25 protein-coding genes, 1 tRNA gene and 2 pseudogenes are annotated in these 25426 nt (G+C 52.2%); 5 read left to right on the top strand and 23 right to left on the bottom strand.

The genetic code is table 11. The annotated features are described in order from the left end of the window. Positions 1-97 precede the first annotated feature (97 nt). Positions 98-2245 (bottom strand): fatty acid oxidation complex subunit alpha FadJ, encoded by a 2148-nt coding sequence (gene fadJ, locus EPYR_RS06155; protein WP_012667536.1) that lies wholly within the window; start codon positions 2243-2245, stop codon positions 98-100. Beyond that, on the bottom strand, positions 2245-3555 hold the full coding sequence (fadI, locus tag EPYR_RS06150; protein WP_012667535.1) for an acetyl-CoA C-acyltransferase FadI: 1311 nt from the start codon (positions 3553-3555) through the stop codon (positions 2245-2247). Before fadI ends, fadJ begins: the two co-directional genes overlap by 1 nt. A gap of 466 nt (positions 3556-4021) precedes the next feature. On the opposite strand from fadI, the gene fadL reads away from it, so the two are divergent. Further along, positions 4022-5356, top strand: coding sequence for a long-chain fatty acid transporter FadL (fadL, locus tag EPYR_RS06145; RefSeq protein ID WP_012667534.1), 1335 nt, complete (start codon positions 4022-4024; stop codon positions 5354-5356). Between the two features lie 75 nt (positions 5357-5431). Here the strand turns inward: fadL and mlaA are convergent, their stop codons facing one another. From mlaA to EPYR_RS06085, 12 genes are all read right to left on the bottom strand, one after another. Further along, positions 5432-6193 (bottom strand): phospholipid-binding lipoprotein MlaA, encoded by a 762-nt coding sequence (gene mlaA / locus EPYR_RS06140; RefSeq protein WP_012667533.1) that lies wholly within the window; start codon positions 6191-6193, stop codon positions 5432-5434. Positions 6194-6232: 39 nt separating this feature from the next. Next, positions 6233-7438, bottom strand: a complete 1206-nt coding sequence (ccmI, locus tag EPYR_RS06135; RefSeq protein WP_012667532.1) for a c-type cytochrome biogenesis protein CcmI — start codon at positions 7436-7438, stop codon at positions 6233-6235. Further along, positions 7435-7896 carry a cytochrome c-type biogenesis protein gene (locus EPYR_RS06130; protein ID WP_012667531.1) on the bottom strand — a complete coding sequence of 154 codons (462 nt, stop codon included), beginning with the start codon at positions 7894-7896 and terminating at the stop codon, positions 7435-7437. Before EPYR_RS06130 ends, ccmI begins: the two co-directional genes overlap by 4 nt. Beyond that, positions 7893-8450: a DsbE family thiol:disulfide interchange protein gene (locus tag EPYR_RS06125; protein ID WP_012667530.1), complete on the bottom strand. Its 558-nt coding sequence runs from the start codon at positions 8448-8450 to the stop codon at positions 7893-7895. Before EPYR_RS06125 ends, EPYR_RS06130 begins: the two co-directional genes overlap by 4 nt. Then, complete coding sequence (locus tag EPYR_RS06120) at positions 8447-10402, bottom strand: heme lyase CcmF/NrfE family subunit (RefSeq protein WP_012667529.1); 1956 nt, start codon at positions 10400-10402, stop codon at positions 8447-8449. The genes EPYR_RS06125 and EPYR_RS06120 overlap by 4 nt, the downstream gene beginning before the upstream one ends. Further along, a complete protein-coding gene (gene ccmE, locus EPYR_RS06115) occupies positions 10399-10881 on the bottom strand; it encodes a cytochrome c maturation protein CcmE (RefSeq protein ID WP_012667528.1) in 483 nt (160 codons plus the stop codon). Before ccmE ends, EPYR_RS06120 begins: the two co-directional genes overlap by 4 nt. After that, complete coding sequence (gene ccmD, locus EPYR_RS06110; protein ID WP_012667527.1) at positions 10878-11111, bottom strand: heme exporter protein CcmD; 234 nt, start codon at positions 11109-11111, stop codon at positions 10878-10880. Before ccmD ends, ccmE begins: the two co-directional genes overlap by 4 nt. Continuing rightward, positions 11108-11851 carry a heme ABC transporter permease gene (locus EPYR_RS06105; protein ID WP_012667526.1) on the bottom strand — a complete coding sequence of 248 codons (744 nt, stop codon included), beginning with the start codon at positions 11849-11851 and terminating at the stop codon, positions 11108-11110. Before EPYR_RS06105 ends, ccmD begins: the two co-directional genes overlap by 4 nt. Positions 11852-11941: 90 nt before the next feature. After that, on the bottom strand, positions 11942-12601 hold the full coding sequence (ccmB, locus tag EPYR_RS06100; protein WP_012667525.1) for a heme exporter protein CcmB: 660 nt from the start codon (positions 12599-12601) through the stop codon (positions 11942-11944). Next, positions 12601-13215 (bottom strand): cytochrome c biogenesis heme-transporting ATPase CcmA, encoded by a 615-nt coding sequence (ccmA, locus tag EPYR_RS06095; RefSeq protein ID WP_012667524.1) that lies wholly within the window; start codon positions 13213-13215, stop codon positions 12601-12603. The genes ccmB and ccmA overlap by 1 nt, the downstream gene beginning before the upstream one ends. Before the next feature lie 553 nt (positions 13216-13768). Next, a complete protein-coding gene (locus tag EPYR_RS06090; protein WP_014538728.1) occupies positions 13769-14977 on the bottom strand; it encodes an IS256 family transposase in 1209 nt (402 codons plus the stop codon). A 261-nt stretch (positions 14978-15238) separates the two neighbouring features. After that, on the bottom strand, positions 15239-16030 hold the full coding sequence (locus tag EPYR_RS06085) for a Cthe_2314 family HEPN domain-containing protein (protein WP_012667522.1): 792 nt from the start codon (positions 16028-16030) through the stop codon (positions 15239-15241). A 146-nt stretch (positions 16031-16176) separates the two neighbouring features. Here EPYR_RS06085 and EPYR_RS06075 point away from each other — a divergent pair. Next, positions 16177-17312, top strand: a protein-coding gene (locus EPYR_RS06075; protein WP_104945024.1) for an IS3 family transposase whose coding sequence is annotated in 2 segments (ribosomal slippage) — positions 16177-16423 and positions 16423-17312 — 1137 coding nt in all. Because the reading frame shifts where the segments join, the coding sequence is not laid out codon by codon here. A gap of 33 nt (positions 17313-17345) precedes the next feature. Here EPYR_RS06075 and EPYR_RS06070 read toward each other — a convergent pair. From EPYR_RS06070 to EPYR_RS06045, 6 genes and pseudogenes are all read right to left on the bottom strand, one after another. After that, positions 17346-17687: pseudogene (locus tag EPYR_RS06070) on the bottom strand (helix-turn-helix domain-containing protein); the annotation flags it as partial. A gap of 188 nt (positions 17688-17875) precedes the next feature. Then, positions 17876-17950, bottom strand: a tRNA-Arg gene (locus tag EPYR_RS06065). 110 nt (positions 17951-18060) lie between these two features. Beyond that, positions 18061-19320, bottom strand: a complete 1260-nt coding sequence (locus EPYR_RS06060; protein WP_012667520.1) for a sensor histidine kinase — start codon at positions 19318-19320, stop codon at positions 18061-18063. After that, on the bottom strand, positions 19320-19772 hold the full coding sequence (locus EPYR_RS06055) for a putative pterin-binding protein (protein ID WP_012667519.1): 453 nt from the start codon (positions 19770-19772) through the stop codon (positions 19320-19322). The genes EPYR_RS06060 and EPYR_RS06055 overlap by 1 nt, the downstream gene beginning before the upstream one ends. 5 nt (positions 19773-19777) lie before the next feature. Next, on the bottom strand, positions 19778-20209 hold the full coding sequence (locus tag EPYR_RS06050) for a GNAT family N-acetyltransferase (RefSeq protein ID WP_012667518.1): 432 nt from the start codon (positions 20207-20209) through the stop codon (positions 19778-19780). A 9-nt stretch (positions 20210-20218) separates the two neighbouring features. Then, on the bottom strand, positions 20219-20998 hold the full coding sequence (locus tag EPYR_RS06045) for a response regulator (RefSeq protein ID WP_049779070.1): 780 nt from the start codon (positions 20996-20998) through the stop codon (positions 20219-20221). A 412-nt stretch (positions 20999-21410) separates the two neighbouring features. Between EPYR_RS06045 and EPYR_RS21010 the strand changes: the two genes are divergently transcribed. Together EPYR_RS21010 and EPYR_RS21005 are read left to right on the top strand one after the other, a co-directional pair. Next, positions 21411-21710: a transposase gene (locus EPYR_RS21010; RefSeq protein WP_011078074.1), complete on the top strand. Its 300-nt coding sequence runs from the start codon at positions 21411-21413 to the stop codon at positions 21708-21710. 3 nt (positions 21711-21713) lie between these two features. After that, on the top strand, positions 21714-22562 hold the full coding sequence (locus EPYR_RS21005; protein ID WP_331387094.1) for an IS3 family transposase: 849 nt from the start codon (positions 21714-21716) through the stop codon (positions 22560-22562). Between the two features lie 17 nt (positions 22563-22579). Here EPYR_RS21005 and EPYR_RS06030 read toward each other — a convergent pair. The 3 genes from EPYR_RS06030 to EPYR_RS20995 all read right to left on the bottom strand — a co-directional run bounded on the left by EPYR_RS06030 (position 22580) and on the right by EPYR_RS20995 (position 24830). After that, positions 22580-23748 (bottom strand): IS3 family transposase gene (locus tag EPYR_RS06030; protein ID WP_104945030.1). Its coding sequence is split into 2 segments (ribosomal slippage): positions 22580-23499 and positions 23499-23748, totalling 1170 coding nucleotides; the frame shifts between segments, so codons are not numbered across the junction. 56 nt (positions 23749-23804) lie between these two features. Beyond that, complete coding sequence (locus EPYR_RS21000; RefSeq protein ID WP_014538725.1) at positions 23805-24344, bottom strand: IS3 family transposase; 540 nt, start codon at positions 24342-24344, stop codon at positions 23805-23807. A gap of 186 nt (positions 24345-24530) precedes the next feature. Further along, complete coding sequence (locus EPYR_RS20995; RefSeq protein ID WP_011078074.1) at positions 24531-24830, bottom strand: transposase; 300 nt, start codon at positions 24828-24830, stop codon at positions 24531-24533. A 278-nt stretch (positions 24831-25108) separates the two neighbouring features. Between EPYR_RS20995 and EPYR_RS20250 the strand changes: the two are divergent. After that, positions 25109-25363: pseudogene (locus EPYR_RS20250) on the top strand (transposase); the annotation flags it as partial. Between the last annotated feature and the right edge of the window lie 63 nt (positions 25364-25426).

The following is a 25426-nucleotide window of genomic DNA, read 5'->3' as shown; positions in this document are numbered from 1 at the left end:
GTGTTGTACCCCAATGCCTTGACGTGAGTCAACCGATTGTTTACTTAATGAGCGCCAGACATCACCGCACTCCCCCCCACTTGCCGCAGCGGTGAGTCTAACCAGCTGAATCGGCGGGTTTGTCAGATTTAACATCGCTTTGATAAAAGGTTTTGCCTTCAACCGCCATTTTTTCCAGCAGTGAACAAGGCGCAAAACGCGAACCGTGCTGCTGCACAAGCAGCGTTAAACGATTGACCACTTCACCGATACCCAACTGGTCCATATAGCGGAACGGCCCGCCAAGAAAAGGCGGAAAGCCAATGCCCAATACCGCGCCGATATCACCATCGCGCGCGCTGGCGATCCCCTGCTCATCCAGCGTTCGTGCTGCCTCATTCAACAACATCATCACACAGCGTTGGGCGATATGCGCCGCGCTAAGATGCTGTTTTACCTTGACGGGCAGCAGGCGGTACAGCGTGCTGTCGACGCGTTTTTTTCTGCCTTTCTGTTGATACAAATAGAACCCGCGCCCGTTTTTCCGTCCTTTGCGCCCATCCTGCCATAGCGCTTCCAGTCCCGCTGGCAGCGCGAAACGTTCGCCCCATGCATGTTGAAGGATCGGCATAATCTGTGTACCCACATCCAGCCCGACCTCGTCCAGCAGCTGTAACGGGCCAAGCGGGAAACCGAACTGCACCAGCGACCGGTCGATATATTCAACCGGCTCCCCCTCCAGCAGGCAGTGCAGCGCTTCGATAATATAGGGGGCAAGAATACGGTTAACGTAGAAGCCCGCCCGGTCGGCGACGACGATTGGCGTCTTGCCCTGTTTTCGTGCCAGCATCACCGCTGTGGCGAGGGTTTCTCTGGAGGTGCCCGCATGCGGGATCACCTCCACCAGCGGCATTTTCTCCGGTGGGCTGAAGTAATGCAGGCCGATAACGTTCTCTGGCCGCTGCGCGGCGGCGGCAATATCCGCTATCGGCAACGAAGAGGTATTGGAGGCAAACAGCGTTTGTACGCTACAGTTCGCTTCGATTTCCGCCACCATTTTCTGCTTCAGCGCCAGGTCTTCAAATACCGCTTCGATGACCATATCGCACTGCCGGAAGCCCTGGTAATCGGTGCTGCCGGTGATTAATGCCATCTGCTGCTGGCGCTGTGCCGCACTCAGGCGGCGGCGCTCCACCGCGCGGGTCAGCACCTGCCAGCTGGTTTTCAGCGCATGGTTAATGCCGTTGGCATTGACGTCTTTGATGCGCACCGGCAACCCGGCACGCGTCGCAGTAACGCAGGCAATCCCCCCGCCCATCAGGCCACCGCCCAGTATGCCAATGCGTTTCAGTTCATGGGGTTCAACACCAAAATGCGCTTTTTTTAGCGCAGTGTTGGCAAAAAACAGGCTGCGCAGCGCGGCAGACTGCGGGGTCATCACCAGTTCACCAAAGGCCTGTGCTTCGGCTAAATAGCCGTTGCTGCCTGGCGTCAGCCCGCAGCGCACCACGCTGAGAATTTTTTCCGTAGCCGGATAGTTGCCGTGGGTTTTCGACCGCGTCCGGCGCTGTGCGAGCATAAACAGCAGCGAGCGGCCGGGCGCGCGGGTTAACAGCCGTTCGCTAAAGGGTAAAGGCTTCGCTGCCGCAAGCGGTTGTAGCACCCGCTGTACCGCCGCTTCCAGCAGAATAGCGTGATCCACCGTCTCGTCCACCAGCCCGCAGCGTAATGCGGCACGCGCCCCCAGCGTTTTGCCCGTCAATATCATATCCAGTGCCACCCGGATGCCCGTCACGCCCGGCAGGCGCTGCGTCCCGCCGGAACCCGGCAGCAGGCCCAGCTGAACTTCCGGTAAGCCAAGCCGGGTTTTGTCATCCTGCGTACAGATGCGGCGATGGCAGGCCAGCGCCAGTTCAAGCCCGCCGCCAAGGCAGGCACCGTGGATCGCCGCGACGACCGGAAACGGCAGTGCGGCTATCTCCGCCATCGCCTTTTGACCGGCCTGAGCCAATGCGGTCGCCTGCTGTACGCTATGACAGGCGGCGATCATGTTGATATCCGCCCCGGCGATAAAACTGTCGGGCTTACCGGAAATCAGTACCAGCCCGGCCAGATGCGGGTTGGCCCGCGCCTGCTGGACAAGCGCCAGAATATCTGCGGCAAATTCAGCTTTCAGGGTGTTAACCTTCTCATACGGTACATCGATGGTGATGACGCCGACCCGATCCGGGCGCAGAGTAAGAGTCAATGCAGATGGCAGATCCATTATGCAACCTCCAGAACCATCGCCGCACCCAGCCCACCGGCCGCGCAAGCGGTCACCAGCCCCAGCCCGCCACCGCGACGACCCAGTTCGTTTAGCGTCTGGGTAATCATTCGCGCCCCGGTAGCGGCAAACGGATGGCCATAGGCGATAGAGCCGCCCAGCACATTGAACCGCTCCGGATCTACCTCTCCCAGAGCCTGCGGACGATTCAGCACCTCACGGGCGAAGCGCCGATCGGTAAACATCTTCAGGTTGGCAAGGGTTTGCGCCGCGAAGGCTTCGTGCATGTCGATCAGACTCAAATCGGCGAGAGTGATGCCAGCGCGATCCAGCGCCAGCGGCGAGGCATACGACGGCCCCAGCAGCATGTCTCTGGTCACGTCTATGGCGCAGAAAGCATAGCTGCGCAGATAGCCAAGTGGCGTGATATCCAGCGCCCTGGCGCGCGATTCCGTCATCATGATCACCGCCGCCGCGCCGTCGGTAAGCGGCGTACTGTTAGCGGCGGTCACCGTGCCGTGGCGGCGGTCAAACGCCGGGCGCAAACGTGCATAATCTTGCAGCGTTGAATCAGCACGCACATTGTTATCCTGTTCGAACGGCTGTTCCCACGGCGGGACACAGGCCATCATCACCTCATCATTCAGCAAGCCCTGCTGCCAGGCGCTTGCGGCGCGCTGATGAGAACGCCAGGCCAGCGCGTCCTGCTGTTCACGCGTGATGCCATGACTTTTCGCCATCTGTTCGGCGCTGTCGCCCATGCGCAACCCGGTGGAGTATTCGGCCACCGCTGGCGCTACCGGCAGCAGGTCGCGTGGGCGCAGCTGGCTGAACAACTTTAGCTTTTGTGCAAGGCTACGCGCTTTATTGACATCCAGCAGCAGCCGCGCCAGTTTTTTGCTGACGCCTATCGGCAGCACCGATGACGAATCCGCGCCGCCGGCAATCCCCGCCTGAATAGTGCCGGCCATCAGGCTTTCCGCCACGTTGACCACCGCCTGAAAACTGGTGGCACAGGCGCGGCTGACGCTGTAAGCGTCGGTGTGGGCGCTCATGGCGCTGGCAAGCACGATTTCACGGGCAATATTGGGCGCTTCCGGCATCTGTACCACCTGACCGAAAACCAGTTGTTCAATCACTTCGGGAGGGATTTCGCTACGCGCCAACAGTTCACTGACCACCATGCGCCCCAGCTCCAGTGCCGGGATGCCGTGGAAGGCCGTCGCCTGGCGGGCAAACGGGGTGCGTAGCCCGTGGGTGATAGCGATGCGGTCGGCCTGACGCGCCAGCAAAGGGAATGCCTTACTCATGTTTATCACCTGTATCCTGTTGCCATCACTGTCAGAGAGGTCTGGTCCGGTCAGTGTTAACCAAAATAACAGCGCACGCTACGGCGGGATGATAAAAGTGCGGGAACGCACACAGTTGAGGCGGCAGCGTAATTTGTAAAGGTGACCGTTTAGACCCGGCATAATTTCGTCTCCGGCACTGAGCGGTCATCAGGCACTTGAGTGACAGAAATCACACTCTTATTTGATGCAAAACAATTCTGTAGGAAAGGAACTGCTATCAGATGTCAGTTTTTTGTTAAGCAGATCTCTTTTTCAACATCATTTTGCCTTAATGAAAAAAACCATATTGCAACTTGCTTACTGGTCATACCTATACTGGCAGCACTGGTCTGATTTGTTCGCCGTGTTCCAGTCCCTACAATCCCTTTTCTTTGTTACTTATGGTAACAGATCTTAATAATAATCAAATAATGAGGTTGTGGTTATGAACCATAAAAACCTGCTTGCTAAATCTGCCCTCACAGCAGCAGTGGCGTTAGTTTCTTCCCATGCTCTGGCGGCTGGCTTCCAGCTTAACGAATTCTCAACCGTTGGTTTAGGCCGTGCTTACTCTGGCGAAGGCGCAATGGGAGATACTGCGGCTTCCGCCAGCCGCAACCCGGCCACCATGGCATTAATGGATCGCCCGATGTTTTCCATCGGCGCGGTGTTTATCGATCCGGATGTCAACGTTGACGGGCAGTCCGGTTCCGGTAATAGCCTGAGAGCCAATAACATCGCCCCTACGCAGTGGGTTCCCAATATCCACTATGTGCAACCTCTTAATGACCGCTGGTGGGTGGGTGCTTCTGCTACCAGCAATTATGGTCTGGCGACAGAATTTAACGATGGTTATGCGGGCGGTCCGTTTGCCGGCAAAACCGATCTGATGACCATGAACCTTAATCTGAGCACCGCTTATCGTCTCAATCAGCACTTTAGCTTCGGCATCGGCTTTGACGCCGTGTATGCCCGGGCAAAAATCGAACGCACTATCGGTGAACTGGGGGGGTTATTGCCCGCTTACGGCCTGCCTGCTGCGCCAGCAGATACCCAGGTTGCCCATCTGAAAGGCGATGAATGGGGATACGGCTGGAACGCCGGAGTGCTGTACGAAGTTGACGATAATAACCGCTTTGGCCTGAGCTACCGCTCGGAAGTTAAAATTGATTTTGACGGTAATTACCGCAGCGCTGTTCCGGTAGCGTATAACGCGATTGGCTCGCAGTTTGGCTTACCGACGGGAACCGGCGGCAATACCATCCCCGGCTCCCTGTCGCTGCATCTGCCGGAAATGTGGGAAGTCTCCGGTTACCATAAGGTCGCACCTCAGTGGGCGGTACATTACAGTATGGCCTATACCAGCTGGAGCCAGTTCCAGGAGTTGAAAGCCACCGGCAGCAATGGCCAGGAACTGTTCTATAAAGATGAGAGCTACCACGATGCCTGGCGCATTGCGTTGGGCACCAGTTACTTCTACGATGAAAACTGGACCTTCCGCACCGGTATTGCATTCGATGACAGCCCGGTTCCGGCAGATAAACGCTCCATTTCCATTCCCGATCAGGATCGTCTGTGGCTAAGCGCCGGCACCTCCTATGCATTTAATGAAAATGCCTCGGTAGATGTCGGCGTCTCTTATATGCATGGTCAGAAGGTAACGATTAAAGAAGGCAACGATCCGGTTGCCAGCCGCCTGAATGGTCAGCCGACCCCTTATGTCTTTAATTCCAGCGGCAAAGCCTGGTTATATGGTGCAAGCTTTAACTATAAGTTCTGATTCAGCCCAACATAGCAGACAGAAAACCCCGCATTTCGCGGGGCTTTTTATGGCGCATCATTTACTGCGCATCAATTACTGAGCATCAATATCGCCAATATCGCTTTGGATCGCCGCCGCGTTAGGGTTTTCCTGCGGGATTAACTTGCCGTCACTGGCAAGGAAATCATGATGCTGGAAGTAGGCGGCGCGTATAAACGCATAGGGATCGTTTGAGTTTTTGACGATGGCATCCGAGTCCAACAGCCGGGCGCGGGTTTCAATCCCTTCCACCACCCACTTACCGGCAGACATCCACCATGTCATCCAGCTAAACGGCGGATAAACATAATCCACCAAGCCACCCACGTTTTCACGCGGCGTAAAGCCACCGTAGCCTGGGATTTCGACATAGGTGCCGTAACCCACGCCGTAATGACCAAGGGTACTACCGAAAGCGCGGTTCTCTTCTTTCGCCAGTTTCGGGTTGGCCATGCTCGCTACGTCAATCAGTCCGCCCATCCCTAACAGGGTATTAAGGAAGAAGCGATTGAAGTGAACCATCGCCTTATACGGGTTACCTTCAATGAAATAGTTGACCATTGAGGCGGGTTCACCAAGGTTACTGGTGAAATTGCTCAGCCCGTTGCGGGCAGGGAGCGGTAAATAATCACGCCATGCAACGGCAACCGGACGCACAACATACGGATCCAGTACATTGTAGTTGAAGTTGAACATGGTGCGGTTGAAGCCTTCCAGCGGATCGGCATGACCTGCTGGTTCATCCGCCGTTGGCGAACTGGCACAGCCCACCATCAGTATGCTTGCCAGTGCTAAGCCCGTCAGGCGATAGTTCATAGTTGTCTCCCCGTACTGCTTTTTGTGTATTCTCGCCCGCTACTGCCGGTTTATGTCAACGGCAAGCTGCTGCTGCCCCGTGAATGGTGTTACCGCACTCAGACCGTACCAGTCACCCGGTTGCGGATGAGCGCTACCGTCGCGTGAAATGCGGACGCGCACCTGCAACTGACGCTGCGCGGATAACAGCCGATCCGGCATCATGGCGTTACTGTCGTCCAACGTGAGTGATAAAGGAAAATGACTCAGCGGCACTTCTTTTACCGCTACCGGGATCGGCGAGTTGCCGTCAGTAACAGAAATATACAACACTCCGCGCAACGGCAACATTTTTTCTGCCGCATCTGACAATCTCACCGTTAATGCCAGCCGGTTTTCCTGCCCTCCCAGGGCGCTTTTGGCTTCGGCAATACTGCGCTGGATCAGGGCAACCCGTCCATCGTCAGCCGCTAACAGCTGCAGCATTTTCTGCCAGATATCCATCGCCTGGGCGTAGTTTTGCAGGCTGAAGTTATTAAATGCCAATAATCCCAGCAGCTGTAGATTACGCCGATCGTGGCTGACCATCTCGTTTAGTATGGCGCTCGCCTCGCGGTTATCCTGCGGGTCGCCGGAACGGGCCAGCACCTCTGCATAGCTCATCCTCGCGCCGGTATCGTTAGGTGACAGCTGCAATGCGCGACGAAAGGCCTGCGAGGCAGTGGAGGCATTATTCAGCACCATGCCGAGGCGTCCGAGCAGCATCCAGTCGTTAAAATTATCCGGAGACTGCTGTAACTCACTGCGAACCCCAAGAGCCAGCCTTGCCAGCTGCTCCATCGTCAGCGGACGAGCATTGGGGTTCATCGCCCGGGCGCGCAGTACGGGCAGCTCGTTTTGCACCTGCTGCCAGGCCAGCAGCTGTTGCAGACCACCTGCTTTAAAGTAGACGCCGCAGCAGACTAACAGCAATACCAGCACCCCGGGCAGCAATACCCAGCGGCTAATCTGGCGCCGTTGGGCGGCTGGCTGTTCGGGTATGTCCATCAGCAGGGCTTGTTGCAGTTCGTGTATTATTTCCGGCCGGCCATCGACCACGCCCTGTGCTTCATCGTCTTCCAGTTCGCGCAGACGCTGATGATAAAAGCGCTGGTTTAACGTGTCGCGATCGGGAGCGCTGCCGGTGCTGCTACGGCTGCCTGCCAGCACGACCAGTGTGCAGCTCGCCAGCAGCAGCAGCGCAATAAGGAGCCAAAACCCGCTCATGATTGCTTCCCGTTTTTGTGCAACAGCGCATTAAGCCGCCGTTGCTGCTCTGCATCCAGTACAGGCGCTGTCCGCCGCTGGCGGCTGCGCAGAACGATCGCCAGCGCGCCGATGAGGACAAACAGCGCCGGGCCAGCCCAGAGGATCAGCGTTGATGGGGTGAGCGGCGGCTGGTAGGAGACAAAATGACCATAGCGCGCCACCATATAGGCTTTGATTTGCTCTGGCGTCTGCCCGGCGCGCAGCAGCTGATACACCTTAAGCCGCATATCCCCGGCGATCATCGCGTTAGAATCGGCAATGCTGTTGTTCTGACATTTCGGGCAGCGCAGCGATTCGGTCAGATGACGGTACTGCTGCTCCTGGGCAACGGAGTCAAACGGGTAAATATCACCGTTATCGGCCTGAGCCAGGCTGCTGAACAACAGCGTGACCAGCAGGATCAGGTAACGCTTCATGCTGCGCCCTCCTGACTGTACTTTTGCCACAGCGGCTTCACTTCCTGGTTCCACACCCGCTCATTCAGGTAACCGGCATGGCGATAGCGGATTATGCCGCGACCGTCGATAAGGAAAGTTTCCGGTGCGCCGTACACGCCGAGATCCAGCCCGAGCATGCCGTCCCCGTCATACAGGCTTAAGCCATAAGGATTTCCCAGCGTGTTGAGCCAGTGAATGGCTTTCTGACGATCGTCCTTATAGTTCAGCCCCACCACGCGCACTCCCTGGGCGGCCAGCGAGTTGAGATACTGATGTTCCGCACGGCAGGTCGGGCACCAGGTGGCCCAGACGTTCAGCAGCAGCGGCTTACCGTCCTTCAGCACCGACTGGTCAAAGGTTTTCCCTGGCTCCCCCAGCGATTCCAGCTTAAATACCGGCACCGGCTTTCCCAGCAGCGCCGATTCCAGACGCGTCGGATCGTCGCCGTCGGCATTACGATTGAGCTGCCACAGCAGCGCGGCGGCCAGCAGCAAAAATAGCACCAGCGGAATAGAGAGAACTTTCTTGCTCATTGCGGCTCCATTAGCGTTTGTTTACGCGTGCGGTAGCGCGGGTCCAGCAGGCATAAAACGCCACCCAGCGCCATAAATACGCCGCCAAACCAAATCCAGCGTACGAAAGGTTTGTAATAGAGGCGTACTGCCCATGAGTTACCGTCCAGCTCTTCGCCCAGTGCGGCATAGAGATCGCGGGTAAAACCGCCGTCAATCGCCGCCTCTGTCATCATGGTGCGCGCCACGCTGTAGTAGCGTTTTTCTGCGCGCAGCGTGGCTTCGTAATGGCCGTTGCGCGTGACGTCAATCAGGCCAACGCCGCCGGAATAGTTTGGCCCCTGTAAGCGATCGACATCGCGAAACGTGAAGTGATAATTGTTGATATCCACGCTGTCCCCTGTCTTCATACGCACATCGCGCTCCACGCTGTAGTTCTGGCTGAAGGCAATGCCAATCACCGTCACCGCCACGCCGAGATGGCCCAGCACCATGCCCCAGTGACTGCGCGACAGATGGCGCAAACCGCTGACGAAGCGATGACGGTGGGTGGCGCGTTCGTGCAGCTCCATCAGCGTCAGGATAATCACCCACAGCGCCATCAACAGCCCGACTACCGTCATCGCCTCAATGCGATCCTGCATCAGCCACGGCAGCAGAACCGACAGCAGCAGCGTCACCACCAGCGCCAGCGACAGCCGTTTCCACAGTTTCTGCGGCTCGTCACGCCGCCAGCGCACCAGTGGCCCGATGCCCAGCAGCAGCGCCAGCGGGGCCATCAGCCAGGTAAACAGCGTATTAAAGAACGGTGCGCCGATGGATATAGTGCCCAAACCAAGCTGTTTATGCACCAGCGGCAACAGCGTGCCGAGCAGCACCACCAGCATGGCGGCAATCAGCAGCACGTTATTCCCCAGCAGGAAGGATTCACGCGACCAGACTTCATTCTGCACCCGGCTGCGCACCTTGCCGCCTTTGATAGCGTACAGCAGGAGCGACCCGCCGATGAAGATGATCAGCAAAGCGAGAATAAACATGCCGCGCGCCGGATCGGAGGCAAAGGCATGCACCGACACCAGCACCCCGGAGCGCACCAGGAAGGTGCCCAGCAGGCTGAGGGAAAAAGCGGTAATCGCCAGCAGCACGGTCCAGGCTTTGAAAGTGCCGCGTTTTTCAGTAACGGCCAGCGAGTGGATCAGCGCTGTACCGGCCAGCCACGGCATAAACGAGGCGTTTTCTACCGGATCCCAGAACCACCAGCCGCCCCAGCCGAGTTCGTAGTAAGCCCACGCTGAACCCAACACAATGCCAATAGTGAGAAAGACCCAGGCTGCCGTGGTCCACGGACGCGACCAGCGCGCCCAGGCCGTATCCAGCCGCCCGGACATCAGCGAAGCAATGGCAAAGGCAAATGCCACGGAGAAACCGACGTAGCCCATATACAGCAGCGGCGGATGGAAGATCAGTCCGATATCCTGCAGCATCGGATTAAGATCGCTGCCCTCGATCGGAAAATCCGGCAGCGTGCGGCTAAACGGATTAGAGGTAAGCGTGATAAACAACAGGAAACCGAGGTTGATGATACCCATCACCGCCAACACGCGGGCAACCGCTTCCAGCGGCATAGTGCGGCTGAGCAGCGCCACCGCCAGCGTCCAGCCGCTGAGCAGTAGGACCCATAGCAACAGCGAGCCTTCATGCGCCCCCCAGGTAGCAGCCATGCGGTAATAAACCGGCAGCAGCGTGTTGGAGTGCGTCGCCACATAGGTGACGCTAAAATCATTCACCACAAAAGCATGCACGAGGATCAAAAAGGCGGCGGCGATACAGGCAAACAGCGCGTATGACAGTGGCCGTGCCATGCCCATCAGCCGCAAATCCTGGCGCGCCGCGCCCCATAGCGGATAAACGCTAAGCAGTAATGACAGCGCCAGCGCCAGACACAGCAGGAAACTTCCAATCTCAGGGATCATGACGGCCTCGCGCTGTTATCGCCGGCCACTTTGGCTGGAAGGGGCGGCTTCATCGCATCTTTTATTTCCGGCGGGGTGTATTTTTCATCATGCTTCGCCAACACCTCTTTGGCGATAACGAGAGTTGCGTCCTGTAACACGCCCTGTGCCACCACGCCCTGCCCTTCCCGAAACAAGTCCGGCAGGATGCCATCGTAGCTGACACTAATCACCCCGCTGGCATCATACAGTTTAAATGCCACCTGCAGCGTATTCGGATCCCGCTTAACGCTGCCCGGCATCACCACCCCCCCCACGCGCAGACGCTGGCCCGCTTCCGGCTTCAGCTGCTGCTGCCCTTTGCCATTAATCATTTCGCCTGGGGTATAAAACAGATCGATGTTGGAACGCAGCGCGTACATCACCAGCGCCGTTGCCAGCCCCAGTCCGGCCAGTACCACCATCACCAGTACCAGGCGATTTTTACGACGGGGATTCATGCTTGCTCTCCGCTAACGGCCTGTGTCGCTTTTTTCACTTTTGCCGCCTGAATGCGCTGCTCACGCGCCCGACGCTGACGGATATCGTCCAGCAGACGACGGCGCTGCCAGCAGGTATGCACAACCAGGGCTGCGAGAGGGATAAGGGTAAAGGCGACGGCCAGCCAGACGTAGAGAGCATAGCCCCCCATGGCGAAGAAATCTTGCCAGGAAGAGAAAGCAGGCGTCATATTTTACGCCCTCCCTTTGCGGCCAGTTCCCATACCCACGGGCGGTGGCGTTCAGCCTGCAACAGCAGATTGCGCAGACGCATCAGCGTCAGGGCGATCAACACCAGCAGATAGCCGAGGATAGACCAGCGCAGCGGCATGCGCATGCTGGGATCGATAGCCTGCTGTAAAACGCCGGAAGAGCCTTGATGCAGCGTATTCCACCACTGCACCGAGTAGTGGATCACCGGCAAATTGACCACGCCGACCAGGATCAGAATACCCGCCGCACGCCCTGCCATACGACGATCGTCAACCGCGTGATAGAGCGCTATCGCTCCCATATAAAGGAACAGCAGCACCAGTTCGGAGGTCAGACGCGCATCCCAGATCCACCAGGTTCCCCACATCGGTTTTCCCCAGGCGGAGCCGGTTACCAGCGCGATAAAGGTCAACACGGCTCCTACCGGGGCCATCGCCATTGCAGCGAGGTCGGCGGTTTTCCACTGCCAGACCAGCCCGATCAGCGCGGCTATCGCCATTGAGGCATAAATACCCATCGACCATATCGCGGCAGGCACATGGATATAGATAATACGATAGCTGTTGCCCTGCTGATAATCAGGAGGAGCAAAGCCGAATCCCCACGCCCAGCCAAGCAGCAATGCCGCTACGCCGGGAACGGCAAACCACGGCAAAAAACGGCCGCATAACGAGTAAAGCCGCTCCGGCTTACCCAGTTGATGTATCCATTTCCACATTGTTTTTATTGCTCACCATAAAGGTTGATACGTGCTGATTAACCAACGCTACTAACCGCATGCGATGTCGCATACTTCGTTATCGGCCAGTTAGTTTAAGCTCACGCGCAATGCTGCTGCAGTGGCAAAAGGCGCAATCGCGGCGCTGCCTGCCAAGATAGCTCCGAGAATTGCAAGATAGCCGTTTATCGCCAGCCCCTGCGCTGCGGCATCAATGGCCGCGCTGGAAAAAATCAGCACCGGTACCGCCAGCGGCAGCACCAGAAGGCTGAGTAAAACTCCACCGCGATGCAGCCCCACCGTCAGGCCGACGCCAATCGCGCCCAGCAGGCTGAGCGTTGGCGTACCGAGTAATAATGTTAGCGCCACCGCACGCCAGCTGGCGAAATCCAGCGCCAGAAACAGCGCAATCAGCGGCGACAGCAGCAGCAGGGGCAGTCCGGTAACCAGCCAGTGGGCGGTGACTTTACTTATTACCGTCAAGGGGAGCGGCAGGGGAAGCAGCAGCAGCTGTTCCAGCGACCCATCGAGAAAATCATCGCGGAACATCCGTTCCAGCGCCAGCAGTGAGGAGAGCAGCGCCGCTACCCAGACGATACCAGGAGCGATACGCGCCAGCAGCTGCGGTTCCGCCCCCAATCCCAGGGGAAACAGCGTTATTACAATCAGAAAAAACCACAGCGGGTGAAGGATTTCCGCAGAGCTGCGAAAAGCAATCCGCAACTCCCGTTTCAGCACGGGCAGGAACATCAATAGCCCCCCGCGCTGAGGCAGATGCGGCGCATATCGCGTACCGATGCGGGCAGCTCCTGGTGGGTAGTCAGAACCACGGCACCGCCCAGCTGCGTATGGCGCACAAACAGCGCCATCAGCTTTTCCACCCCGGATTTATCTATCGCCGTAAACGGCTCATCAAGGATCCACAACGGCACCTGGCTTAGCCAGAGCCGGGCCAACGCTACACGACGCTGCTGACCGGCCGAAAGTTGTGCTGCGGGCAGTTCTTCATAACCGGTCAGGTTTACCTGCTCCAGCGCGTGCCACAGTTCATGCTGCGGACGCTGTGCATACCAGAAACTCAGGTTTTCGAAGGGGGTCAGCAGCGCTTTAATTCCGGGCCGGTGGCCAAGGTACAACAGGCTGGCATAATAATTCTCACGCTGGCGCTGAATAAGCTGCCGTTGCCAGAGCACCTGGCCCTGTTCGGTACGGCTCAGGCCAGCGAGAATACGCAGAAGAGAGGTTTTCCCCACGCCATTAGGCCCTTCAACCTGCACAATATCGCCCGGCGATACGGTGAAACTGAGGTCGCTAAACAGGGCTCGCTCGTCGCGCAGACATGTCAGATTTCGGGCTGCCAGCATAGAAGGTAAGTCGTATCTTGTTAAATTTATTGGTGGATAGTAGCACAAACATTGTGATTACTGCATCAGGCCAGACACAGGCTCAGCACGCTTTAACCCTTACCCATTAGATTAACGCCGCATTCCACCGCCACGTTATCACCCTTCTGGCTTTAAGCGCTGACAGCTTAGCGAGCGGCATATTACCCGCTACGCTGAGATGCAAACCCATTGCTTTAGAGTAGAAAAATGCATAGCACACAGAACGATAACAACCAGGTAGAAAGCGAAGGCAGAAGCAAAGCAAAACCCTGAAAAGGCAACAGGTGAGGATGATTAAGTTGTGAGCGGCATGTTAAGCAGATGTAAGCAGTGCCATTAGATGCAGAGAAGGCTAAAAGGACGCTGCTCTAAGGCGTTCTGTCGGGTGAAAGCACCCCGGAGCTGGGTGGCATGGGGCTGTTAAATCCTCTGACTTACCGCCCCCGTGCGACATGGGTGGTGTGATCCTACCCACGTAATGTGGACACAGCCCTAAGGANCCTGTAAATAATTCTGTGTAACTGCCACCGTATTAAAGGTGATCGCTCAGGCGNTCACCGAACTCGATAATAAAACGNCTCATTGCCAGCCGCCAGTTCTGGATCGGCATATTCCATTTTTTTGACGCCGACTGGATCGCCAGATAAATGACCTTTCTCACCGAGTCATCTGTCGGGAACACCTTTCGCTTTTTGATGGCTGCGCGGATCACGCTGTTCAGTGATTCGATGGCGTTCGTGGTGTAGATAGCCTTACGGATATCGGGCGGATAGCCGAAGAACGTATTAAGATTTTCCCAGTGTGCACGCCAGCTTTTGCTGATTTGCGGGTATTTGTCATCCCAGACGTCCGCGAACGCATCCAGCGCCATCAGCGCGGCTTCTTCCGTCGGAGNCTGATACACCGTTTTCAGCCCGCCGGTGACGGCCTTGTAGTCCTTACATGACACGTACTTCAGGCTGTTGCGCACCTTATGGATGATGCAGAGCTGGATATGCGTCTGAGGATAAACGCTGTTTATCGCATCCGGGAAGCCCTTCAGTCCGTCCACACAGGCAATCAGGATGTCCTGAAGGCCCCGNTTTTTAAGCTCTGTCAGCACGCTGAGCCAGAACTTCGCGCCTTCGTTTTCTGCCAGCCACATGCCCAACAGCTCTTTCTGGCCTTCGGTATTAATGCCCAGAGCGAGGAAGACGGCCTTGTTAATCACGCTGCCATCGTGACGAACTTTCACCACGATACAGTCAAGATAAACAATGGGATAAAGTGCATCCAACGGGCGGTTCTGCCATTCAGCAACCTGCTCTTTAACGGCATCCGTGACTTTTGAAATCAGCGTGGGCGACACGTCCGCATCGTACATTTCCCTGAACGTGGCGACGATGTCTCGGGTCGTCATGCCTTTGGCGTACAGGGACAAAATCTGGCTGTCCATCTGCGTGATACGCGTCTGGTTTTTCTTTATCAGCAGAGGTTCAAAGGTGTTTTCACGGTCACGCGGTGTGCTGAGTTCAATCTCGCCGTCATCGCACAGCAGAGTTTTTGACGAATAGCCGTTGCGGGTATTGGAGCCTGCTTTTGGGGCGTTTTTCTCGTGCCCGAGGTGGTCAGTCAGCTCAGCATTGAGTGCTGTTTCAACGGTAAGCTTCGTCAGCATGCGGGAAAACGCATTGAGNTCGGCTTCGGTTTTAAGGCCTTTAGCCAGTTCAGCCGCAAGGGCCTTGAGTTTCTTTTCGTCCATAATGTGCCTGTCTCCGTTGTTGGAATGAACATATCAAAAACAGGCAGATACACAATTTAAATTACAGGNTCGCAACATACATTCCCATTGTTGGATTATTTTCGAATGGAACAGAAATGAAAACTAAAACATTAAGCATAATCTTTAAAAATGGAAGGGTGGCGACTTGGTCCTTATCAGAGGGAAATAATTCTGTACATAATGGACTGTGAATCAAGTAGAGCGGCCAACCGCTCTATTTATTAATCACAATATATTTAACTATTGTTTTTTCCTATGATAATCATGAAAATGTCCTGAAACGCCACTTCTGGAGTTCTTAGATAGAAAGTCATGATGGTCACGATAATAGTCATAAAGCTCATTGACTAAGCTTATACAAGATTTAAGAGCAGTTTCGACTTCATTAATTACAATGGAGCTTATTTTATCTCTCGCTGAATTGAAAACTGATATTAAGTCATAACCTTCCATGACTTGCCCAGGTTTTTCCATCCAGGCTGCGGTTTTAAAAAAATCATCATCTTCTGTATACAATTTACAAAAGCCTTTATGAGCTCTTTCATTTCTATCTTCGCGTAATGGTAGGCCAGAAGAATCCAAGACCTTTAAATTCATCAAAACATTAGGATGAGAATCTCTTAGTCTAGATTTGAGTTTTTTTATATTTAACTCATGGTCTTTAATTTTTAACTCAAGAACTTCATTTACAAAGTGAAAACAAATATCTCTTAGGCTTGAAAATCTGAATAGCGTTAAATCAACAATAGATTTCAGCCACTCATACCTATTAATGTCTTTGACAATGGATTTTATAGGTAAGTCTTGAACTCCAAGCATTTGTGGAATAACTCTTAAATCAACAAATTGTTGCTCTAACGCCTCAAATCTTACATAAGTTAAATGTGCGTAAGCCATATGAGGATCTGCTTCAGAAAACTCTTTCCAGTTCTTATAAGGATGATCATGTAAAAAATAAGTATTTATTGAATCATAAAGGACTCCTTTAAAGATAGACTCTTCTAAGCCCCACCAATAATAACTATCATTCATAGATCCCACCTAAAAATATTATTCATGTCATCCTGCCTTAATCATTNTGGACTGCCCCTATGCCAGTAGACGATCCTACCGTATATTTGGACTGCCCCTATGCCAGTAGACGATCCTACCGTATATTTTGAGCATAGGAGGAACGTATGGGCACACCACGATTTACACCTGAATTTAAAGAAGAAGCCGTCCGTCAAATAACGGAACGCGGCTATTCCGTCGCTGAAGTTTCNGACCGTCTGGGCGTCTCTGCACACAGTCTCTACAAGTGGCTTCGGGCTGTCAAACCTGATAACAGCGAACAGCATGCCCGGGATTTACTGGAAGCCAAAAGCGAGATCCTGAAACTACGGGCGCAGCTAAAACGCACCGAAGAAGAACGGGATATCCTGAAAAAGGCCGCGCGGTACTTTGCAAGGGAGCCCGACTGAAGTACCGCTTTATCAATGAGCACCGCACTGTATGGGGTGTGATGACGATGTGTCGGGTACTTCATGTCGCCCGGGCCGGGTTCTATGCGTGGCTGCACAACCCGGTCTCGGCGCGTGATAAAGATAACCAGCGTCTGCTGACGCTTATCCGTGACTCATATTCACTGAGCGGAGGCGTATACGGTTACCGGCGGGTTCATGGCGACCTGAACGAAATCGGGGAAACCTGCGGTAAAAACCGGGTGGGCCGTATTATGCAACTGAACCGGATTAAAGCCGTGCGCGGCTATAAAGCTCCGCGTCGTATTGCTGGCAGACCTTCAGTGGTTGCCCCTAATCGCGTGCAGCGGCAGTTTACTGTTGTCCGGGCCAATCAGGTCTGGGTGACCGATATCACCTACATCCGCACCTGGCAGGGCTGGTTGTATCTGGCGGTGGTTATCGACCTCTTTGCCCGTAACGTGGTGGGGTGGTCGATGAAGCCCACCCTCTCACGCGAACTGGCACTGGATGCGCTCATGATGGCGGTCTGGCGACGAAAACCGGACGGCGAGGTGATTGTGCATAGCGATCAGGGCAGCCAGTACGGCAGCGACGACTGGCAACGGTTTTGCCGGGCCAATAACCTGGTCCCGAGTATGAGCCGGCGTGGTAACTGCTGGGATAATGCCGTGGCCGAATCGTTCTTCAGTTCACTGAAAAAAGAACGGATCAGAAAGCGGATGTATAAAACACGGGATCTGGCCCGCGCGGATATCTTCGATTACATTGAAGTGTTCTACAACCGGGCCCGGCGTCACAGCCATCTCGGTGGCGTCAGCCCGGAGGCCTTTGAACAGGCCTCGTCGTGAGGACAGAATTTGTCTACCGTTGTGGGGTCAGTCCAGTTCGGTACTCCAGCGNGAACGCTGATAACCAAAATCGCCGGGAGAATGCTTAACAAGCTCACGCAGCAATGCGCAAATATGCTCGAACGGCCAGCGCCTCCCACGTCCTGACGGCAATGACTTCAGTCCTTCAGCGCCAGACAGCGTGAACCAGTTAATCCAGCGACCAATCGACGAACGGGCACAGCAGAGCGTTCTGGCAACATGACTGACGGTGTCACCACGATGCAGCATCAGCATGGCGGTGAGCCGCCGGGCGTGGTTTTTGTCCTTTGTTTTATGGATCGTTTTCTGCATGAAGCGTCGTTCAGTTCTGGGTATTGGTGCTATGATCGGCATTGCTCAGTCCGGNTGGTGATTTGAGATATTCAGCGATTGATCAGATCGCATAATCCGGACTGAGTTCCCCATAAGTGATCTACTATTCCGAACAGTTATTTAGAGACGCAGGAATACTATAGAAAGGATCTAACTTATTGAAATAGATAGTGCTAATAGACTTTGAGATACTTTGGGAGGTTAACAAATGGTGTCCCCTGCAGGAATCGAACCTGCAACTAGCCCTTAGGAGGGGCTCGTTATATCCATTTAACTAAGGAGACGTTGAGCTACGGTGAGTTGCTTACTCAACCGGGACGATATCTTAGCGTAAAAGCTCATGTTTTTTCAAGCTTAACCTTTTATCGCCCACATATCTGTCACAGATGTAAAGCTATTCAGGTTCTACAGCAATGCGCACCAGAAATGTTGAACCCGTATTCAGGCGCGATCTGGCTCTGATTTTGCCATTAAAAATTTTGACGTAATTCTTAATAATGGTCAGTCCCAAACCCAGTCCTTGCCGGGTCTCTTTTTCAGCACCCTGATTGAAAGGGCGATAAAGCGTGTTGATATTCTTTATATCAAAACCACATCCGTTATCCTTCACGTACAGATAAAGGAAGGAATTAACGAGTTTCAGCGATAGGTAAATAGTGCCATTTTTAGTGTTTTTGTTAGCATTATCCATTAAGTTTATGATAATCGACAGCAGCTTCTGTTTATCAGAGCGGATTCGCCCGTTTTTTGATGTGCAATTGATGGTTATCGCGTTGCCATTGGTATTATCAAAGGACGATGTCACTTCATGAATCAGATCCTTCAAATAAAAGGTGGATTCGTTGAGTTGTATATTACCTATCTCAATTTTTGAGTATTCAAGGATTTCTCTGGTCTGATGAAATATTTTATTTGAATGCAGCTTGATATTGTTGATGTATCTGGTAGCACCGAATACATCGTTGTGAATGTCTATCATTTCTGAAGATAGCTGTATTTTTTGAATGGAACTGGATAGTTCATGATATATTGCTGAAATGAATACATTTTTCTTTAGCAGCGTTTCTTTCAATTTAGTAATGTATCGCCACAAAAGCATAATCAGTATAAAAGAGAGAAATATACATAACAAAGCATAGTATTTAGTGTAGGACGAGTTATCTTTAATAATGTCTTTAGTTGCGTTGAAGTGACTTATTTGAATTTTGTAAATAATCTCCTGCAGGTCTGTCAGGGTCGGTTGCATATCATTCATAAAAGCAAGGATCTTTGCTTTTTCAATTGCGCCCGTTGAATATTCAGAATAGAGAGTGCCTAACAGGTTACTTTGGTTTTTTAGTTTTTTTAATAAAATAAGAAATTCGTCATCGTAGAAAAAATCTTCGGGTTCATTAGATTTGTTTTCAATAATCTTTAATTTAGAATCAAAAATTTTCTTTTTAATCAAAAATTCATCACCGTTATCAGTACCCAGTAATGCCACTTTCATGCGTTCAAATGCAAGGATCGTAATTTCGGCAGTTGAATAGTTATCCAGATTAGGCTCGATAGTTTTATACTGTTCTCTTACGCCATTAAATTTATTGATCGTGCTGAAAATCATTACGGTAAAGATCAATGCAAGGATAATGACATAAAGATACGTTCTTTTCATTAGAAACCCTCGATGGTTTTAACCTGCCAAACGGTTTTTGCGTTAACTTCTAAGGTTTTCAGCTCATGGTAAATGTCTCTTGGATAGATAATTGCATAGGGTCCCATTTCAGACATATCCATATATTCATTATTTTTTTTATAGGCAAGTATGACTTGATATTTAAGAAGCTCCGCAACAGGCAATGTGTAGCTATAATCATCCCATGCGAACACGCGTATCACGTCTGAGCTAACGTGATAGTTTTTTAGCAGATCGCTGAGTTTTACCCCGGTAAATATGCTCTGTGGCGTGAAGTTGGTTGAAGTCTTGATTTTCAAAGACGGTAATTTCTCTAGATCAGCGGTAGTGATGTTAATTTTAGTACCCTGATTGATTAATACCAACGTGTCTTCTTCAGCTAACCCGAAGCTGCTGAATAATATTGAAAGTATGAAAAAAATATATTTCATTATTTTCACCGGTGTTTTTTTAAAATTAGCTGACCAAACTCATCCGTTCCCGATGGTTGCCATCCTCTTTGCTGATAGAAAATTTCAGCTTTTGATCCACGATCGGTTGTTAAACTGATCTCTGCCGTTTCCTGGTCAAAAAACCATTGGGTAACCAGTAATAAAAGCTGCGATCCTATGCCCTTATTGTGATATTCAGGCTTAACAAAAAGCCCGCCCACCAAAGGATCTGGAACAAATATGCCAAGTGCGTATCCGACATATTCATCACCTGCTTTGCAGATCCACCCGCCACCCTGGTTGATGTCTTCCAGAACCTGTTGCCTCTGCATATAGCCGATTTGATGGTCGTGCAGCTGATTTTCATGCACTGAAAATCTGATTTCGTAGATGTCTTTCAGATGCTGCTCAGTTAACTTATGAAAAGTGATGCTCATTAACGTGCCTCAGTCTTTGAAAAATAAGTTGTTCAAAAGGATGGAAGAAATAATAAAGGTTCTGGTTGGCTTCTCTATTATTTCTACGCCATATTTCATTATAGCTTTACCAATGTCTTTTTCATGCTGATTTAACTGGCCGGTAAGCAGGATAATAGTACACTTTTCATTCTTTTCTCTGATAGCTTCAATCACCTGTTCTGAGTTTTCTCCGTAATCCAATAGCCAGTCAATAATGAAGCAGTCAAAAGTCTGTTTCGACATGACTTTCAGAATTTCATCTTTGGTCTGAAACGTCTCTGCTTCAATACCAAATCTGCTGCAAACTGACTGTAATAATTCAAGGATATCCGCATCGTTATCGAGTATTGCTATTTTAGGCGCGGGCAAGAATTCAAGTTTTTTTACCCGGTGCGTATTGGCGTTTTTTCTTTTTTGGCTGGCGTCAATAACATAATTTTGGCCATCTTTGACAGCATAGTTTTCGTCAGTACTGACCGTTACTGCGACTTCTGGATCGACATCAACATTGCATCTTACATGCATATCGTTCATGACAAAAACACAGTTATAATCCCTGCTGCCATCAAATGAGTCGTTGAAATATCGATATATTTTCTTTATCTCCGTAATCGATATACTTCTTTTTTCATCGAGCTTCTGCTTGGCACTGTTGTATTTGATGCCGAGTATTTCTGCCAGGGTTGAAGATTGTTTTCTTTTATCCACACCTTTTTTTTCAAGCAAATCGCGGACTTTTTCAAGGTTTGTTGTTTTTTTGTCCATTATCGTCATCAGTTGAAGGGTTATGAGTGTGAGTGCAGTTGAGTGTCTACCGCAATGCATTAGCAAATCTTACAGGATTGGCCTGTGAGAATAAATTTTTTTTACTAACCTATCTCATTGATTTTATTGCATATTGATATTATCACTCAAAAAGAACACAAAATGACACTCAAATCCTACTCGATTCATTCTCTTTTTTGATGTTAGTATGCGTTCGAAACATCATAATAATTCTTAGAATATACCAGAAAACAAGGGAAGCCAGACGGCAACAGGGTAGTGCATAATTGTTGACACCAGGGATACCATCCAATGATATGTCTTACTTTACTCAGCGTTGACACGGTCACCTGATCCTACCCGCCAATAGTGGACACGCGACTAAGTGAGTAAACTCTCAAGCAAGAGGTGACTCATGACAAAACCAGCATCAACCAGCAAAAAGCCACGCAAACAACATACGCCTGAATTTCGCAACGAAGCCCTGAAACTTGCTGAGCGTATCGGTGTGGCTCCAGCTGCCCGTGAACTCCGTCTGTATGAATCGCAGCTTTATGCCTGGCGCAGCAAGCTCAAAAATGCACATTCCTCTTCTGAACGTGAGCAGGAAATGTCTGTTGAAATTGCCCGCCTTAAGCGGCAACTGGCGGAGCAGGCTGAGGAGCTGGCCATTCTCCAAAAGGCCGCGACATACTTCGCGAAGCGCCTGAAATGAAGTATGTCTTTATCGAAAAAAATCGGGCTGAGTTCAGTATCAAGGCCATGTGTCGTGTGCTTAGAATTGCCCGAAGCGGCTGGTATGTCTGGTGCCTGCGTCGCCATCAAATCAGCCCGCGCCAGCAGTTCCGCCTCATCTGCGATAAGGCCGTCGGTAAGGCATTTACTGAGGCAAAACAGCGTTATGGCGCACCTCGTCTTGCTGACGAGCTGCCGGAGTACAACATCAAAAACCATTGCCGCCAGCCTGCGACGTCAGGGGCTGCGGGCGAAAGCGGCCCGCAAGTTCAGTCCGGTCAGTTATCGTGAACACGGCCTGCCCGTGTCAGAGAACCTGCTGAAACAGGATTTTTACGCCAGCGGCGCAAACCAGAAGTGGGCAGGTGACATCACCTACTTACGTACAGATGAGGGCTGGCTGTATCTGGCGGTGGTCATTGACCTGTGGTCGCGTTCCGTCATTGGCTGGTCGATGTCGCCGCGTATGACCGCACAACTGGCCTGCGACGCACTGCAGATGGCGTTGTGGCGGCGAAAACGTCCTGAAAAAGTGATTGTTCACACTGACCGTGGTGGGCAGTACTGTTCATCGGATTATCAGAGCTTGCTGAAATGTCATAATCTGCGCGGGAGCATGAGCGCAAAAGGCTGCTGTTATGACAATGCCTGCGTGGAAAGCTTCTTTCATTCGCTGAAGGTGGAATGTATCCACGGAGAACGCTTTGCCAGCCGGGAAATAATGCGGACAACGGTGTTTAATTATATCGAGTGTGATTACAATCGGTGGCGTCGTCACAGTGCCTGTGGCGGCCTTAGTCCTGAACAATTTGAAAACCAGAACCTCGCTTAGGGCTGTGTCNGAAGTGGTCAACAAAAACTGGCCACCGCGTTAGAGTTTTTCCAGTATCGATTTTCTGATTCGTTTGGTGGCAACCCACCATTATATTCGTGCGGCCTGAGTGCGCTGTAATATCCAACGATGTAGTCCGTTATGGCGTGAGTCGCATCGCTGAAGCTTACGTAACCTGTCACTGGCACCCATTCGTTTTTCAGACTCCGAAAGAAGCGTTCCATTGGGCTATTATCCCAACAGTTTCCACGCCGGCTCATACTCTGCCTGATCCGGTAGCGCCACAGTAACTGCCGGAACTGCCTGCTCGTATAATGACTGCCCTGATCGCTGTGGAACATCACTCCTGCGGGCTTACCGCGAGTTTCCCATGCCATTTCCAGTGCTTTCATGGTGAGTCTACTGTCCGGCGAGAACGACATTGCCCAGCCCACTGGCTTTCTTGCAAACAGGTCGAGAACAACAGCGAGGTATACCCAGCGTTTGCCTGTCCAGATATAGGTCACATCACCGCACCACACCTGGTTTGGCTCTGTTACGGCGAACTGTCGCTCAAGGTGATTCGGGATAGCAACGTGTTCATGACCGCCACGCTTATACCGGTGAGTCGGCTGCTGGCGACTGACCAGCCCCAGTTCTTTCATGAGCCGGCCAGCAAGCCAGCGCCCCATCTGATAGCCTCTCTGGGTTGCCATTGTGGCGATGCTTCTTGCTCCGGCCGAACCGTGGCTGATGCCATGTAGCTCAAGTACCTGACTTCGTAACACAGCCCGTCTGCCGTCTGGTTTTTCAGGACGATTTTTCCAGTATTTATAGCTGCTGCGATGAACCCCAAACACATGGCAGAGAGTGGCCACAGGATAACGCGCCCTGAGTTTCCCGATTATCGAGAACCGTTCAGGGAGTCTGACATCAAGAGCGCGGTAGCCTTTTTTAATATTTCGTTTTCCATTTCAATACGTTGTAGCTTTTTCTTCAGCTCACGTATTTCGATTTGTTCCGGTGTTATCGGAGAGGCTTTTGGTGTTTTGCCCTGCCGCTCATCACGCAGTTGCTTGACCCATTTTGTCATCGTGGAAAGACCGACATCCATAGCCTTAGCGGCATCAGAGACGGTGTAGTTTTGATCAACAACCAACTGAGCGGATTCACGTTTGAATTCAGGACTAAAATTTCTTCTTTTCATTGGAGCACCTGTGTTGTTCTGAGGTGAGCATATCACCTCTGTTCAGATGGCCAAATTCAGTAAACCACTTCAATACATTCCACCTTCAGCGAATGAAAGAAGCTTTCCACGCAGGCATTGTCATAACAGCAGCCTTTTGCGCTCATGCTCCCGCGCAGATTATGACATTTCAGCAAGCTCTGATAATCCGATGAACAGTACTGCCCACCACGGTCAGTGTGAACAATCACTTTTTCAGGACGTTTTCGCCGCCACAACGCCATCTGCAGTGCGTCGCAGGCCAGTTGTGCGGTCATACGCGGCGACATCGACCAGCCAATGACGGAACGCGACCACAGGTCAATGACCACCGCCAGATACAGCCAGCCCTCATCTGTACGTAAGTAGGTGATGTCACCTGCCCACTTCTGGTTTGCGCCGCTGGCGTAAAAATCCTGTTTCAGCAGGTTCTCTGACACGGGCAGGCCGTGTTCACGATAACTGACCGGACTGAACTTGCGGGCCGCTTTCGCCCGCAGCCCCTGACGTCGCAGGCTGGCGGCAATGGTTTTTGATGTTGTACTCCGGCAGCTCGTCAGCAAGACGAGGTGCGCCATAACGCTGTTTTGCCTCAGTAAATGCCTTACCGACGGCCTTATCGCAGATGAGGCGGAACTGCTGGCGCGGGCTGATTTGATGGCGACGCAGGCACCAGACATACCAGCCGCTTCGGGCAATTCTAAGCACACGACACATGGCCTTGATACTGAACTCAGCCCGATTTTTTTCGATAAAGACATACTTCATTTCAGGCGCTTCGCGAAGTATGTCGCGGCCTTTTGGAGAATGGCCAGCTCCTCAGCCTGCTCCGCCAGTTGCCGCTTAAGGCGGGCAATTTCAACAGACATTTCCTGCTCACGTTCAGAAGAGGAATGTGCATTTTTGAGCTTGCTGCGCCAGGCATAAAGCTGCGATTCATACAGACGGAGTTCACGGGCAGCTGGAGCCACACCGATACGCTCAGCAAGTTTCAGGGCTTCGTTGCGAAATTCAGGCGTATGTTGTTTGCGTGGCTTTTTGCTGGTTGATGCTGGTTTTGTCATGAGTCACCTCTTGCTTGAGAGTTTACTCACTTAGTCGCGTGTCCACTATTGGCGGGTAGGATCAGTTCACGTCATTGCAAAAAACCAGAGAGTTGGCGTGGCTGGCAAGAAAAGATGCCTCGGGAGGTACAGACCCAAGCGAGAAGAAAAAGTAGGTTGTTAGCAACTTTACTTTTGCAACAATCTACACTGAATGGTATGAGCATAAAAAGCAGGTTTGGTCTGCCTCCTATGCAGATGAGATTTCGCGCATGTTTAGGGATGACAACTGTGAAAGTCTTCATAAGTTCTTCGGCTATCCGCCAGATATCCGCAAGGCTATCTACACCACAAACGCCATTTAATCGCTGAACAGCGTGATCCGCGCAGCCATNAAAAAGCGAAAGGTGTTTCCGACAGACGACTCGGTGTGAAAGGTTATTTATCTGGCGATCAAGGGTGCTTAAAAATGGANTATGCCGATCCAGAACTGGCGGCTGGCNATGAGCCGTTTTATTATCGAGTNCGGTGACCGCCTGAGCGATCGCTTTTAACAGGGTGGCATTTACAGGATCCGTCAGACGTATCGATGGCGGTGTGGCTTTAATATTTCCCTG

The sequence above is a fragment of the Erwinia pyrifoliae DSM 12163 genome, assembly GCF_000026985.1.
Lineage (GTDB): Bacteria > Pseudomonadota > Gammaproteobacteria > Enterobacterales > Enterobacteriaceae > Erwinia > Erwinia pyrifoliae.
Note: the sequence above shows the minus strand (reverse complement) of the source record. Positions and strands in the feature narration are given on the sequence as shown.